At 54.8% G+C, this 13,900-nt stretch carries 9 protein-coding genes; 2 read left to right on the forward strand and 7 right to left on the reverse strand.

All coding sequences use genetic code 11. The annotated features are described in order from the left end of the window. Positions 1 to 11: 11 nt before the first annotated feature. The 7 genes from KJZ99_10675 to KJZ99_10705 form a co-directional block, all read right to left on the reverse strand. Positions 12 to 2,459, reverse strand: coding sequence for a DUF5110 domain-containing protein (locus KJZ99_10675; GenBank protein ID MCL4306370.1), 2,448 nt, complete (start codon positions 2,457 to 2,459; stop codon positions 12 to 14). A gap of 213 nt (positions 2,460 to 2,672) precedes the next feature. Further along, positions 2,673 to 2,993 carry a winged helix-turn-helix domain-containing protein gene (locus KJZ99_10680; GenBank protein ID MCL4306371.1) on the reverse strand — a complete coding sequence of 107 codons (321 nt, stop codon included), beginning with the start codon at positions 2,991 to 2,993 and terminating at the stop codon, positions 2,673 to 2,675. Between the two features lie 10 nt (positions 2,994 to 3,003). Beyond that, positions 3,004 to 3,288 (reverse strand): hypothetical protein, encoded by a 285-nt coding sequence (locus KJZ99_10685; protein ID MCL4306372.1) that lies wholly within the window; start codon positions 3,286 to 3,288, stop codon positions 3,004 to 3,006. Between the two features lie 9 nt (positions 3,289 to 3,297). Next, positions 3,298 to 3,486 carry a DUF2892 domain-containing protein gene (locus KJZ99_10690; protein MCL4306373.1) on the reverse strand — a complete coding sequence of 63 codons (189 nt, stop codon included), beginning with the start codon at positions 3,484 to 3,486 and terminating at the stop codon, positions 3,298 to 3,300. Between the two features lie 15 nt (positions 3,487 to 3,501). Further along, complete coding sequence (locus KJZ99_10695) at positions 3,502 to 6,783, reverse strand: efflux RND transporter permease subunit (GenBank protein MCL4306374.1); 3,282 nt, start codon at positions 6,781 to 6,783, stop codon at positions 3,502 to 3,504. Positions 6,784 to 6,815: 32 nt separating this feature from the next. Then, the gene (locus KJZ99_10700; GenBank protein ID MCL4306375.1) at positions 6,816 to 7,886 is read right to left on the reverse strand and encodes an efflux RND transporter periplasmic adaptor subunit; all 1,071 of its coding nucleotides are present in this window, start codon (positions 7,884 to 7,886) and stop codon (positions 6,816 to 6,818) included. Positions 7,887 to 7,889: 3 nt separating this feature from the next. Continuing rightward, a complete protein-coding gene (locus KJZ99_10705; protein ID MCL4306376.1) occupies positions 7,890 to 9,224 on the reverse strand; it encodes a TolC family protein in 1,335 nt (444 codons plus the stop codon). A gap of 386 nt (positions 9,225 to 9,610) precedes the next feature. On the opposite strand from KJZ99_10705, the gene KJZ99_10710 reads away from it, so the two are divergent. Continuing rightward, complete coding sequence (locus KJZ99_10710; GenBank protein ID MCL4306377.1) at positions 9,611 to 10,753, forward strand: efflux RND transporter periplasmic adaptor subunit; 1,143 nt, start codon at positions 9,611 to 9,613, stop codon at positions 10,751 to 10,753. Next, positions 10,750 to 13,848 carry an efflux RND transporter permease subunit gene (locus KJZ99_10715; GenBank protein ID MCL4306378.1) on the forward strand — a complete coding sequence of 1,033 codons (3,099 nt, stop codon included), beginning with the start codon at positions 10,750 to 10,752 and terminating at the stop codon, positions 13,846 to 13,848. The genes KJZ99_10710 and KJZ99_10715 overlap by 4 nt, the downstream gene beginning before the upstream one ends. Positions 13,849 to 13,900: the final 52 nt, after the last annotated feature.

Here is a 13,900-nt window from a genome sequence, read left to right on the forward strand (position 1 = left end):
ATGCTTTGTCTCTATTCAAAGAACTCGAACGATTGGAAGCTGAATTCGGAGGCCAGGTCAATTTCGAGACGGCGACGATCCGGATCAAAACTGATGCGGGAGTCATTCAGGGAAATCGCCGCGCCATTCAAGCGCAAAACATCGGGTGCTGCGGCAACGCCATGAAAGACAATCGTCAATGAGCGATCGGGCAAGGTGTAACCGTTTGCGGCGACACGTCGCGAAATCCGATGCGATTTCTTCTGCGCAAGATATTCGTACAAGGTTTCCCGAAACTTGCCATTCCTGAAGTCAAAGCTCCTGCCGTCATCTTCGATGAGGGTATGTGTAGACTGCAAGAGCGTATCTGTCTTCCCTGTTGATCCATAAACGTCAACTATCAATTGCTGAACGGCCCTCTGGTCGGCGAAGTCCTGCGCGTCCCGTCGAATCACAATTGAGCCTTCGCGCACGAACATCGGGAGCCAATCAAGATGTGCGTCAACGATCACCTCCTGCTTTCCCTCGTATACGCGATCTGTATTTCCATACACCCAGCGGCCTGCGGGAAGATAGACTTTCTTGGTATACTGTTTTTCACGTGTGACGGGAGCAACGAGAATATTTGATCCGAGCATGAACTGCTGCTGATAGCCCCAGTCGTAACACATGGGGTCATCCTGAAATTCGTAGAACATCGGTCGCCAGATGGGGTCACCGCTCACACTCGACTGATAGAAGAGAGTGTAGAGATACGGCAGCAATTCATAGCGGAGTTTGATGAATTTGCGGCTGATGTCTTCGATGTTTTCACCGAACGACCACGGTTCCTGATCGGGTGAACCGTAGTGCGTGTGTGTGCGGCAGAAGGGCGAGACCGCTCCCACTTGGATCCAACGCGCAAAGAGTTCCGGTGACGGCGTTCCGATAAATCCTCCGATGTCCATTCCGACAAAGGGCTGACCGGAGAGTCCCATGCCGAGCATCATGCGAATGCCGAGTTCAAGATGATCTTCGGAGGCGACATTATCTCCCGTCCATGCGGCGGAGTATTTTTGCATGCCGGCGAAGCCTGCGCGCGTCAGAATGAAGGGGCGTTCGTTCGGGTAGGCCCTTAACAGCTCGTCGCGAGTGGCTTGCGCCATATGCAGCGCGTAGAGATTGTGCATCTTCTTGTGCGAAGAGTTGCGGCCGCTGTCGTCGAAGACGGTCTCCAGAGGAAAGGCTTGACCCCAACAGGCAGGCTCATTCATGTCGTTCCAGAATCCGCGAAGCCCAAGCTTGCGAAGATCCGCGATGTGTTTTCCCCACCAACTCCGCGTCTTGGGTCTTGAGAAGTCAGGAAAGTAGGATGGTCCGGGCCAAACTTCGCCGACGTGCACGGTGCCGTCAGGGAATCTGACGAAGTGATTGTCCGCGAGACCTTCGCGAGCAATTTTATACTCCCAGTCCGCTTTGACGCCCGGATCGATAATCGGGACGATCTTGAATCCGGTTTTGGCAAGGTCATCAACCATCTTCTGCGGCTGCGGGAAGCGTGTGCTGTCCCACGTGAAGACACGGTAGCCGTCCATGTAATGAATATCAAGATAGATGACGTCGCAGGGAATGTCTTTTTCGCGGAAGGTCTGTGCGATGCGGCGCACTTCGGTTTCAGGGTAATAGCTCCAGCGACATTGCTGATAGCCCAGCGCCCAGAGCGGCGGTAACTCTATTTTGCCGGTGAGATCCGAGAAGCGGCGCACGACGTCGCGAATTGTGGGGCCGTAGATGAAGAAGTAATCCAGAGGGCCGTCTTCCGCGGAGAAGGAAGAGTAACGCTGCTGGCCTGCACCGAAATTGAATTTTGTGCGATAGGAGTTGTTGAAGTAGATGCCGTAGGCGATTCCATCGCGCACTCCGATATAGAACGGAACGGATTGGTAAAGCGGATCAGTGTTGTCCTGATAGGCGGGGATGTCGCTGTTCCACATCTGGAGTTCACGGCCACGCTTGTCGAGTCCTCCTCCCTTCAGGCCGAGTCCGAAGAATTTTTCACCCAGAGCAAGCTGCTTCCATGTGCGGACTTCATTGCCGTCCCAGCCGTAGGCCATAGTGGAGTCATCGCGGAGAATGATTGCTCCAGCGCCGTCTGAGATTGTCATGCGTGAGTTCGCGCGGTCGATGGTCCAAGCAATCGCGGACGAGTGCATACTAATCCGGTCTTGCGATTCAGACACTACTGTTTCCCATGTTTGCGAATTGGCGGCAATCAGGAAGTTCGCGTCGAGCGCATCATATAATAGCGGCTCCGGATCATTCGGACGCACCAAAGTTACTCGAAGAATTTCTGCGGTCTGGAATTGTACGTGCAATTCTCCTCCATCGCAGAGGATGACTGCGCCGCGATCAGCGGTTTGCCAGCCAGTAACTTGACCGAGGAAAGAGTAGTTTGCGAAGGAGGCTAAGGGGAGCAGGATGGCGAGCAGGCGGAGGAGCATAGGTGGCCCTGGAGAAAGGTGTGCGGAACACCTTAATTTACGAAATGTTGGGCCAGTGCTCAAGACGAAACAACGGAAGCCGGGCAGGCTTGGTTGTTCTTATGTTCAACGCATCAGATACCGTAAAGTTCCCGAAAAGCGAAACCCCTGTTCAGCAAGAGCTTAGCAGGGGCTTGATGAAGCGTGCGCATGTCCCGGGGAAGAGGGCACGCGCTACTTCATGGCTTTCCTCTCAATTGAACTGCAAACGGAATCGCAGACGGAATTTACAACAGGATCCGTCACGTGATAGAGTCGGCTTTGCTTATCCGTCCGAGATTCGACCAGACCGGCGGCTTTGAGAATAGCCAAGTGTTTGGACACGTTGGCCTGACTGCACCCGAGCACGTCCACCAGTTCGCTAACAGAGAACTCCCGCTGTCTGAGATAGTATAGAATTCTCAGGCGCATGGGATCCCCCATCGCCTTTAACATCGTGGCGATGTGTGAGACCATTTCCAAAGTCGGAACCTTCTGATTTGTTTGCGCAGTCATGTTTTTTGGATTAGATGGCGGAGACGACCGGCCAATATACGCACGACAGATGACAATTACATTCTTTGGCGTAGGTGTTCAGAATTTCGACAATTCTTGCGCGTAACTCTGAATCCACGACAGTCATCAGGATCACTGATGTTTTAGGATGGACGGCACTACCCATGCGAGGGCCGCTCGTGCCGACACCATGTGCATCAGCGATTTCCGTGAATCCGGGAACGCCCTGTTTCTGCAAGAGCAGGGCGATCTCTTCGCGCATTTCGGCCTTGGCAAAGACGACGAGCATTTCCATTTGAGAACCTTAGGGTTTGAGACCGAGTTTGCGGAAGATAGTGATCGCGGGGCACCATTTGCTGAACGATGACTGTATGAGATTCAAAGCCACGAACGCAGTTAAGAGCATCCACCATTGATTCACCCACATCGTCAGCGCGAGGCTCAAAAGAATCATGAAACCCGCCAACAGCCTAACAGCTTCTTCGACACGCATGTTATTACTCCTGCCTTATGAATTTTGTTCCGTTGAATCCAACAATTGATCCGTGCCCGCGAGTTTCAGGTAGATATAGTAGAGCAGCGGAATAACGACAAGGGTGAGAGCCGTAGAAGCTATCACGCCGAAAATCAGCGAGACTGCCAAGCCCTGAAAAATCGGATCGAGGTAGATCACGCCCGCGCCGACGACCAGCGCCAGCGCAGTCAGCGTAATCGGACGGAAGCGTACCGCGCCGGCTTTTAAGACCGCGTCCTCGAGAGACTCGCCCGCGCGGATTTCCTGATTGATGAAATCCACGAGCAGGATCGAGTTGCGGACGACAATCCCGGAGAGCGCAATAAAACCAATCATCGAGGTCGCCGTGAAGAATGTTCCGAGCAAGGCGTGACCGGGCAGAATTCCAATCAAAGTGAGTGGAATCGGCGCCATGATAATCAGAGGCGTAATAAACGATCCGAACCAGCCCACGACGAGAACGTAGATCAGCAGCACCACGATACCGAAGGCCGCGCCCATATCGCGGAAGACTTCGTAGGTGATATGCCATTCACCGTCCCACTTCAGCGCATACTCCTGACTGTTGGTCGGCATGTGCGTGGACATCACCGCAAGCTCAACGCCGCTCGGAGTCTTCACATCGGCGAGTCGCTCATTCATATTCATAATCCCATAGACCGGCGACTCTTCCGTGCCGGCGACTTCACCGAGCACGTAGGTGACCGGTTGGAGATTCTTGTGATAGATAAAGGACTCGCGCTCTTTAGGAACTGTACGAACCAGTTCGCCAAGCGGCACAAGCTGGCCTTGTGCACCGTGCAGTTTCAAAGACGCCAGTTCATCCACGCGCGAACGCTGCACGCGATCAAGTCTCAGAACAAGGGGAACGGCGGCTCGATCATCTTCAGCGTGAAGCAGTCCGGCCTCGGCACCGTTCAGTGCAACGCGCAGCGTGCGGGTGATGTGCTCAGGACTGATCCCGAGTGCCGCAGCTTTCTCCTGATCCACGACAAACTCCGCGAGCGGAGCCTGATCTTCAACCAGCCAATCCACATCTACGATACCTTCAGTCTTCAGGAAAATATCTTTCACCTGCGCGGCCACTTGCTTGCGGCCTTCGCGGTCGGGTCCGTAGATTTCCGCCACCATAGTCGAGAGCACGGGCGGCCCCGGAGGAACTTCCGTTACTTTCAAGTTCACGCCATGCTTTTGGGCAATCGGCAACAACTCATTGCGGACTTCCTTGGCGATGTCGTGGCTTTCCTTATCGCGGAGATGCTTGTTGACAAGGTTGACCTGGATGTCCGCAACGTTTGAACCGGAACGCATGAAGTAGTAGCGCACGAGTCCGTTGAAGTTGAACGGCGCGGACGTGCCCACGTAAACTTGATAGTCCGTCACTTCAGGCATCGCGGTGAAGTGCTGCGCGATTTCGCGTGCGGCAGCATTCGTGCGCTCCAGCGAGAACTCCTCGGGGGCATCGATGACCACTTGAAGCTCACTCTTGTTGTCATAGGGCATCATCTTCACGACGACCCAACGCAGGGGAAAGAGCGCCATCGCCAGAAACAGGATTCCGACGACTCCGCCCAGTGCGAGCACCTGCTTCTTGCGATTCGCGAGCAACGGTTTCATGATCCGCGAATACATCTGCTGCAGCTTTCCCTCTTCCTGTGTTTCATCGTAATGATGATGTTGAGAGTCGACCGCTTTTGAACCGCCGAACAGGCGGTACGTCAGCCACGGAGAGACAATGAACGCCACGAGCAGAGAGAAGAACATCGCAGCCGACGCGTTGACCGGAATCGGGCGCATGTAGGGTCCCATCAATCCTGAAACGAAGGCCAGCGGCAGAAGTGCGGCGATGACGGTTAACGTGGCAAGGATTGTAGGATTGCCCACTTCGTCAGTGCCAAAGATGGTCGCATGTTTGGCATTCGTCCAGCGGAGTTGATAGTGTCTATGAATGTTCTCCACCACGACGATGGCATCATCGACAAGAATACCGATGGAGAAGATGAGCGCGAAGAGGGTGACGCGGTTGAGCGTGTAACCGAAGAAATAGCTTGCCGCGAGAGTCAAAGCCAGCGTGACGGGAACCGCGACAAGCACGACGATGGCCTCGCGACGACCCAGCATCAGCAGCATCAGCAGCACGACGGACACCGTAGCCAAGCCGACGTGAAGAATCAGTTCGTTGGACTTTTCCTTTGCGGTGAATCCATAGTCACGCGTCTTTGTGATGGTTACGTTGGAGGGAACGAGCGCGCCCTTCAATTCGTCCAAACGCGCATCGAGTTCGTGCACCAAGTCAATCGCATTCGTGCCGGGCTTTTTGGAGATCGCCAGCGTGATGGCCGGCGCGTCGATGCCCGCAACCGCGATGTCCTTTTCCTGTGCGGATGGACCACTACCCATCCAGACGTATTGAGCCGCCTCCTCGGGGCCATCCACAACTTCAGCGACGTCACTCAAGTAGACTGGACGATTCTGATAGGTTGCGACCACGAGGCTGCGCACCTCATCGACGTTCTTGACGAATGCCCCAACCTGCACGTCCGTCGTGACATCGGCGGCGGTCATCTGCCCCGCCGGAAGTCTCCAATTGGCGCTGCTAATCGCGCCGTATGCTTGAAGAAGTGAGACGTGATAAGACGCGAGTTTGTCACGGTCGAAGGTCACGCGCACAACGCGTCGCTGTCCGCCAATCAACCAGGCTTGCGCCACGCGCGGATGCTGAATGACTTCGTTGCGCAGCTCGTCTGCTACTCGTCGCAGTTCGGTTGGGGATGACGTCGTGCTCCACAGCGTATACGCCAACGCGGGCACATCATCGATGGTGCGCGGTTTGACGACCGGTTGTGTCGAACCTTGGGGCAATACCTCAGGGTGAGCCGCGAGTTTTGCATGGATGCGCGTGACCGCCTGATCGGGGTCTGTTCCGACATAGAAGCGGACGATGATCATGCCGCCCGAAGGCTGCGACGTGGAGTAGATATACTCAACGTTTTCGATTTCGTAAAGAACCTTCTCCAGCGGACTGACTACGCGGCGTTCAACTTCCTGTGCCGTAGCACCGGGCAGGCCGACTGTCACATCCACCATCGGAACTTTAATCTGAGGTTCCTCCTCGCGCGGAGTCACCATCAACGCCAGTGCACCGACAAGCAAAGACGCGACCACGAGCAGCGGCGTCAGTTTGGATTCAAGGAATGCAGCAGCAAGCCTTCCGGAAGCACCGATTTTGCGGCGGGAAAGTTTTTCGCGCTTCGCTTCGCGGCGGAGCGCTTCCATTTCATCCCGAATTTGTTCTGGACTGCGCTCACTCATCCATTCATCCTCTCAATTCGAGTGCCTTCAGGAATCACACCTGTGCGGTCCAACACCACCACTTCACCTGCCTGCACACCGGAGAGTACTTCTACGTCATTTCCTCGCACGCGGCCAACGGTTACTGCACGAGTCCGGGCTACGCCACTTTCGTCGACAGTAGTGACCAGTTGCAAGCCTCCGGTTTTCAGAACAGCCGATGCGGGAATGAGCAGTGCCGTAGTCGGTCCGCCGGGGATTTCAGCCGTTGCTGTAAAGCCAGCGGAGAGTGAATCGATATCGCTTAAGCGCGCCTTTACCGTAACTGAGTGCGTCATCGGATCGGCAGAGGGGGCGATCTCAGTGATCACGGCTTCAACATTCTGCTGTGTGTGATCGAGTACGCAGGCAATCGGAGTACCAAGAGTCAATTGTGGAGCATCGCTCGCCCTGACATTGAAATGCAGGTCACGACCTTGCTTTGTTTGGACGCGGACCACAGGACGGCCCGGGCCGACAAGATCTCCGACGTTTACAAATTTCTCTACAATCACACCGTCGAACGGTGCGCGCAGCACGCTTTCATTGGCAACCGCACTTGCCTGTGCCACAGCACCCTGCGCCTGCTTGACTGCGCCCGCAGCGGTTTCCTGCTGCATGCGGGCCATGTCGAGTTCAAGCTGAGAGCAGGCCTTCGCTTCATAGAGAGACTCAAAGCGCTTGAGATTTCGTTCAGCAAGTGACAGCGCGGCTTGTGCCTGCGCCAGAGCACCTTGCGCCTGCGCCAAACCGCCGTTGCTCATCTGCGGTTCAATTTCAATCAAGGCATCGCCCTTGCGGACGCGGTCGCCGAGTTTAACATGGTCGCGAACAACAGGACCCATTGCCCTGCTCGAGAGCACGGCATCGTCCTGAGCATGAATCGTTCCCCGCACTGCGATAAGGCGTGGAACGTTGCGTTCGGTGGCTTGCGCGGTTCGCGCTTGTATCGTTCTCGTCTCCGAAGGCACCAATTTGGCGTCGTGCGAGCAGCTTGCAAGCAGCATAGCGAGCGCTATTGTGGAGAAAATTATCAGTCGAGTGTTCATGGTTTATCTGTTGATGAGTGTGTGACCAGTAGCAAAGAGAATGCGATACTCAGCAAGAAGCTTGTCGTGACGCGACGTGAGTTCGCGGATTTCCAGTTCGCGCAGTGCAGTCTGTGCGTCCAGCAGGTCCGTCGTTTGCGCAACACCTTGCTCATAGCGGGCTTCCGTTACACGCAGGTTCTCGCGCCCCGAATTCAACGCGGCGACCGCCGCCTCGTGACGCAGTTTGGCAGAAGCGTGTTCCGCGTACGCCTGTCGCACTTCCAGTTTAATGCCTTCCGAGAAACGGTGGACATCTTCTTCTCCAGCACGGGCATCGAGGATTGCTTTCTGTGTCGCATGACGATCCGCTCCGCCGCGAAAGAGATTCAGTTTGGCCTGACCCATAATGGCCCATGACTCGCCGTTGTCGCCGAAGAGTTTGTCATCGTACCAATCATAGTGGGCTGTGATGCCAATTTGAGGAAGAAACCCTGAGCGCGCTGCTGTCACTTCGGCTTTGCCTGCTGAGAGCTTCTCGCGAGCTGCGAGGTAATCAGGCCGCTGTTCGAGTGCGTTCTGAAGAGCTTGTTCCATTTCGAAGTTAGGGATTCCTGCGTCTTCCGGATCCGCGAGAGTGACGGGTTCGTCTTGCGGACGTCCGCGATGGAAGTTCAGTGCGGCGAGGGCGAGTAGCGCTTGTTCATCTGCGCGTGTTTTGTACTCACGCATTTCGGCTACGTATACTTCCGCGCGCAGAATGTCAGAGGGTGCGAGCATACCTTGATTGAAATACTCACGTGCACGCTGCAAATGCGATTCGGACGTCGCAAGCGAGCGCCGCATGAGATCCTGATATTCGCGCGCCTTGTTAAGATTGATCCAGGCCTGTGCCGCATCCAGGGCGACGACTTCACGGGTGCGTTCTTCTTCATGGCCCGCCGCTCTGGCCATTCGACGAGCCTGCAGGGTGCGCGCATGCAACATCCCGCCGGCAAAGACTGGAAGTGTCGCTTCAGCGCGTGTCATGTACGTGTTGAGCGGCTCGGGGTTGTTCGGATCGTTTGCCGGATTGCCGAACTCCTGCATACTGAAGCGTTCCTGATTCATTTGAAAGGCGAACGCTTCAGCCGGATTGCTGGTTCGGATGAAGGACTCCGAGATGTCGACGGAGGGCAGACGATAGCCCACAGCCTGTCGAGCTTGTGCTCGTGCCGCCTGAGTTCGTGCCTCTGCGGCCTTAAGTTGTGGATGATTGCTGGCAGCTTCACGCATCGCTTCATGGATCGTCAGCGGATCCTGTGCAACGGCCAGTGTGGGCAGCATCAGAATTGTGAGAAGAAGTTGTCTTGTTGTCATAATTGGTATATGGTCATATATCTATTTAGTAATATAATGAACGCAAATGCTGTTTGCAAGTTCCCGATTGCCTCATGGAAAGTATTTATTACTGTATTTATTGAGTTTATGAAATCTTAGGCGTCAATCGAGAGGCTTTTCAGGCCTCTAAGTGTCCCAGAATCGAAACTCGAACGCTGGTAGATCGGAGGCGCGCGTCAAAGAGGAAGGTGATTATGGCAAAGAAAGTATTCAGCCTGAAGGCTTATCTTACTATTTTTATTGTTTTTCCAAATCCAAACTGCATTTTCTGTCGGGGAGACTGTGTTTTACTTCAGTAGTTTAATTAACTTGGGATACCACTCAGGCAAAATTTCCATCCTTATATATAGGCACTCTCCGATACCATGCGACAATTCTGGTCCAGCCTCCTCCTGACTTCGCTAACTTCCTTTCTTCTGCTGGGCTGCTCCTCATCCGGGGGGAGCTCGAGCGGAGGCAAACGTCCGCCGTTAGCTTTTCCTGTTGAGATCGAGACTATTTCGGCCCGAAGCACCGACCTCGTTGTGCGAGCCGTCGGATCCGTTGAAGCTTTCGAAATTGTCCCTGTCACCGCCCGTGTCTCCGGAACTGTACAGAGAGTAAAGTTCAAGGAAGGCGAATCAGTGCGCGCAGGTGAAGGGCTTGTCGATATTGAACTCGAGCGGTACGAACTTGCATTGAAGTCCGCCGAAGCGACTTTTGAAAAAGCCAAGGCTACTTTACGCGAGGTCGAAGCTGGATTGGCGCGGCGCATGGACATTCAAGGCAAGAATCCCGGATTTGTCAGCGCAGAGGACTTGGATAACTGGCAGACACGCGCACTCGGTGCACGTGCAGATTCCGCCAACGCTGCGGCAAGCTATGAACTCGCAAAGCTTAACTATCGTGATGCGCATGTTGAAGCTCCGGTAAACGGTGTCATACAGTCGCGCCTTGTTCGAACAGGACAGTACCTGCAAGTCGGAGCAACAGTTGCTACGATGGTGAGGAGAGATCCGCTTTTGCTCAAGTTCTCGATTCCAGTGCAAGAGGCACAGGCAGTCCGGCAGGGTCAGGAGGCAGTTTTCACGGTTGGCGGCAGCAAAGATACGCTGCGAGCAAGAGTCATGGCTGTATCCGAGTCGGCCAATCCCGAGACAAGAATGGTCAACGTGACTGCGGAAGTTCTGCGCGACTACGCAGATCGTTTGCAGCCCGGAGTATTCGCCGAAGTGGCCGTGCTCTTAGGTGAGACAAAGCAGCTGCCGGTCATTCCGCAGGTGAGTATTCGGCCAAGTGAGGAAGGATTTCTGGCATTCATCGTTGAAGACTCGGTTGCCAGAAAGCGAGTGCTTAGATTGGGATTGCAGACTCACGACGGGCTGGTAGAAGTCCTCGACGGGTTGAGTATTGGCGAGACGCTGGTCGTCCGTGGCGCAGAAGCGCTCAACGACGGATCAAAGATTCGCGTTGCGAGCGGGAAAGCCCGCACAGAGTCTAACACCGATACGGGTGGTGTGAAGTCATGAACATAACCGAAGTCTGCGTTCGCAAACCCGTCTTTGCCTGGATGCTCATGGCAGGCATTGTGCTGTTTGGCATCATCGCTTTGTCACGCATCGGCATCAGTCAATTCCCCGATGTGGACTTCCCGACAATTACCGTAAGCACCTCGTGGGAAGGTGCCGCTCCGGAAGTCATCGAGCACGATGTCGTTGAAGTGATTGAAGAAGCCGTCGCTCAAGTGGAAGGCGTTCGCAGCATTACGTCGACCTCACGGCAAGGCAGCGCAAATGTCACGGTCGAACTTGATCTTTCACGTGACGTCGATCTCGCGCTGCAGGATGTACAGACAAAAGTCGCCCGTGCCGCGCGCAGACTTCCGAACGACATCGATCCGCCCACGGTCAGCAAGTCGAACCCCGAAGACAATCCCATTATGTGGATTGGACTTTCCGGTCCTTTTCCGCAACAGCTGCTGTCCGACGTCGCACGCTATCAGATTCGAGACAAACTTCAAACGATTCCGGGAGTCGGTGAAATCAATCTCGGCGGCTGGCTCGATCGGAACATTCGTATTTGGATTGATGCCGCCAAACTTGACGCAAAGGGTCTGACTGTCAGCGACGTTGTGAGCGCACTGCGTCGCGAACACGTAGAACTACCTGCAGGGAGATTGGAAAACAGTGGACGCGAAGTCAGTGTGCGAGTCATGGGCGAGGCGCTTGACCTGAAAGCCCTTAATGACATCGTCGTGCGCGACACGCCCGGTGCGGAAGTCTATTTGCGGGACGTGGCGATCGTCGAGGACGGATTCGAGGATGTGCGCAGGCTGACACGTGTTAATGGCAGTCCTGCTATGGGGATGGGAATCCGCAAGCAGCGCGGCGCGAACGCGGTGGCGGTTGCGGAAGCGGTCAAAGCACAAATGGCGGAGATCCGCAAGACGCTCCCTGACGGCATGGAGCTTGAAGTAAATTTTGACTCCACTGTATTCATCGCGGAATCCGTCCACGAGATTCAGCTCGAATTAATCCTATCGGTCATCCTGACGGCGTTAGTGTGCTGGCTGTTTCTGGGTTCGATGTCGAACGCGATCAACGTGATTCTTGCAATTCCGATGTCGCTACTCGGAACAATTGCCGTGATTTACTTTCTCGGCTTCACGTTGAACACATTCACATTGCTCGGTTTGGCGCTGGCGGTGGGAATTGTCGTCGACGACGCAATCATGGTGCTCGAGAATATCGTTCGACACGCCGAGATGGGCAAAGATCGCGTGACTGCAGCACTCGAGGGCACAAAAGAAATCACATTTTCGGCGTTTTCCGCAACACTTGCGGTGGTGGCGATCTTTGTGCCTGTCGTATTCATGGAGGGCGTGATTGGCCGATTCTTCCTTCAGTTCGGCGTGACCCTGTGCGTTGCAATCCTATTGTCCTATCTTGAGGCCGTCACGCTGGCACCTGCGCGATGCGCGCAAATTCTTGATGTATCGCGCGAAAACCGAAACCGCCTGGCTGCATGGGCAGACCGCGTCTTTAGCAAGTCGGAAAAAGGTTATGCGCGCTGGCTTAACAAGGCATTGCGCCGTCCCGGGTTGATACTCTCTGGCGCGTTGACGATCTTTCTGGCGTCCATGATTGTTCTCAAACTCCTGCCCAGTGAATTTGTTCCATCGCAGGATCAAAGCCGCCTGATGGTGCGTTTACAAACGGCTGTCAGTTCGAGCATCAACGAGACGGACAATTTGTTCCAGAAGGTTGAAGAGAAGATTGAGAAGTATCCTGAGATTCGGCGTTCACTTGCGTTGGTCGGAGGATTTGGCGGCAGCCAAAGCGGCGGGGTGATTTTCGTAACACTCGCACCACCTCGCGAGCGGACGCAGACACAAGCGGAGTTTGCCGCCATGCTCCGCCGTGACTTGAACAGCATTCCGGGTGTGCGGGCAGTCGTGCAGGACCTTTCGCAGCAGGGCTTTACGGCACAGCGCGGATTTCCCGTCGAATTTGCGCTGCTTGGACCGGACTGGAAGACGCTGGAGCATCTGAGTAGTGATGTCATACAAAAACTGAATGCCAGCGGACTCGTGGTCGACGTTGACTCGGACTATCGAATCGGTGTGCCGGAGCTGAGAATTCAACCAGATCGCGCGCGCTGCGCAGACTTGGGAATTTCTGTGGAGGATGTGGCGACCGCGATAAATTCGCTCATCGGCGGCGAGCGTGTCGGAAAGTACAGCGCAGGCGGCCGCAGAGTAGATGTTCGCATGCGCTTGCTCGCGGAACAGCGCCGCAGTGTGCAGGACATCTCGCGCTTGCGTGTGCGCAGCAGATCGGGCGAATTGATACCATTATCGTCCCTTATCGCTTATGAAGAACTGCCCGCGTTGCAGGCCATTACACGAAAGGATCGTGAGCGCGCCATCAGCGTCTTTGCAAATGTTGCTCCCGGCTATTCACAGCAAGAGGCTATCGCATTCGTTGAGCAACTGACGGATGACCTGCCACCGGGGTACCGCACGCAGCTTAGCGGTTCGAGTGTCGCTTTCAAGGAGTCTTTCTCGGGTCTTGTTTTCGCATTGATTATGGGCATCATGGTCGCCTACATGGTGCTGGCATCGCAATTCAATTCGTTCAGTCATCCGATCACTATATTGACCATTCTGCCGCTCTCTGTGGTCGGCGCGGCTGCCGCGTTGCTCATCGCAGGGAAGTCTCTGAATATTTTCAGTATGATCGGGCTTCTATTGCTGATGGGAATTGTCAAGAAGAACTCGATAATTCTGGTTGACTACGCAAACCAGAGGCGAAGCCGCGCCGCCGGAGCACTTGAAGCCATGAAACAGGCAGGGCCGATTCGTCTGCGTCCTATCTTGATGACCTCCATTGCAACGATGATGGCGGCAATTCCACCCGCGCTTGGATTGGGACCCGGCACCGAGATCAGATCACCGATGGCCATTGCGGTAATCGGTGGTGTGTTGGTCTCAACAGCATTAAGCTTGTTTGTCGTGCCATCATTCTATGTCAAGCTTGACGGCTGGGTGGCTGCGCTCGGGCAACTCGTCCACCGAAAGAATGTGCCTCGACAAATCGCTGAGTCACGCGGAGATTTTGCGTAGACTTTGAGGATTGAGAAAAGTAGAGATTGAGAGGCCTGCCCATAAGGGCAGG

This window comes from bacterium (assembly GCA_023382385.1).
In the GTDB taxonomy this organism is placed as follows: domain Bacteria; phylum Electryoneota; class RPQS01; order RPQS01; family RPQS01; genus JABWCQ01.

Excerpts from the sequence above, each read along its gene's own strand:
- KJZ99_10675 (MCL4306370.1), bottom strand. The coding sequence starts at position 2,459 with ATGCTCCTCCGCCTGCTCGCCATCCTGCTCCCCTTAGCCTCCTTCGCA.
- KJZ99_10680 (MCL4306371.1), bottom strand. The coding sequence starts at position 2,993 with ATGACTGCGCAAACAAATCAGAAGGTTCCGACTTTGGAAATGGTCTCA.
- KJZ99_10685 (MCL4306372.1), bottom strand. The coding sequence starts at position 3,288 with ATGGAAATGCTCGTCGTCTTTGCCAAGGCCGAAATGCGCGAAGAGATC.
- KJZ99_10690 (MCL4306373.1), bottom strand. The coding sequence starts at position 3,486 with ATGCGTGTCGAAGAAGCTGTTAGGCTGTTGGCGGGTTTCATGATTCTT.
- KJZ99_10695 (MCL4306374.1), bottom strand. The coding sequence starts at position 6,783 with ATGGAAGCGCTCCGCCGCGAAGCGAAGCGCGAAAAACTTTCCCGCCGC.
- KJZ99_10700 (MCL4306375.1), bottom strand. The coding sequence starts at position 7,886 with ATGAACACTCGACTGATAATTTTCTCCACAATAGCGCTCGCTATGCTG.
- KJZ99_10705 (MCL4306376.1), bottom strand. The coding sequence starts at position 9,224 with ATGACAACAAGACAACTTCTTCTCACAATTCTGATGCTGCCCACACTG.
- KJZ99_10710 (MCL4306377.1), top strand. The coding sequence starts at position 9,611 with ATGCGACAATTCTGGTCCAGCCTCCTCCTGACTTCGCTAACTTCCTTT.
- KJZ99_10715 (MCL4306378.1), top strand. The coding sequence starts at position 10,750 with ATGAACATAACCGAAGTCTGCGTTCGCAAACCCGTCTTTGCCTGGATG.